1 protein-coding gene is annotated in these 863 nt (G+C 50.4%); it reads right to left on the bottom strand.

From position 1 onward, the window contains the following. Positions 1–50: 50 nt before the first annotated feature. The coding region (locus HMPREF1985_RS07845) for an IS30 family transposase (RefSeq protein WP_021772046.1) at positions 51–863 on the bottom strand (813 nt) is incomplete at its 5' end.

Here is an 863-nt window from a genome sequence, read left to right as displayed (position 1 = left end):
GGCAAATTGTAAGTTTAATTGTCGCAAGGTCTCGTTAAACTTTTAGCGAGTTATATCATCGCAGCATACATATCGTTTGCTGACTTATATCCGAAAATCTTGCGCGGATAGTTGTTGACCCAATCCTCGATGCGCTGCAGTTCCTTCGGCTTCAATTTGCTGAAGTCCGTTCCCTTGGGAAGGAACCTGCGCAGCATCCGATTCCCGTTTTCGTTGCTTCCACGCTCCCAGCTGCTGTACGGATGCGCGTAATATACCTCGCCGCATTTGGCGGCACGCTTCATTCCTTCGCCATCCAAAAACTCTGACCCGTTATCCGCCGTGATGCTCTTGAATACTTGCGTAAAGTCTCCTTTGACGCGCCGTTGCAATCGAAGAAGTGCTTGCAGCACTTCCTTTTGGCTCTTGTTCTTTGCCAGTACATAGAGCGATTTCCTCGTCTGTCGCTCGACCAACGTCAAGATCACTGGTCTTGTTCCCTTGCGTCCGACCACTAGGTCAATCTCCCAATGTCCGAACTCCTTCCTATGATTTATCTCATCGGGGCGCTCGTCGATGCTTTTCCCGTCCCGGTTGTTCCACGCAACTGTACGCCTGCTCTTTGCTGGCCGACCGCCCTGATTCTTTTTGTATAGGAGGTCTTCGTTCGTGATTTCGAGAAATAGCTGCTGATCGATATAGTTATACAGTGTCTTGACGCAAATGCGGGCATCGTACCTCCAGCCACGTTGACAGAGTTCACCGATAATTGCCGCAGGAGACCATTTCTCTGTTTTGATTTTATGCTCGATGTGCCGGGCAAGGCCGTGGCCTTTGTCGATTTTCAGCCCCCGCCCTTTACGAGCTGCGTTTTCCTCATGTCG

The organism is Mitsuokella sp. oral taxon 131 str. W9106 (assembly GCF_000469545.1).
Lineage (GTDB): Bacteria > Bacillota > Negativicutes > Selenomonadales > Selenomonadaceae > AWVT01.
Note: the sequence above shows the minus strand (reverse complement) of the source record. Positions and strands in the feature narration are given on the sequence as shown.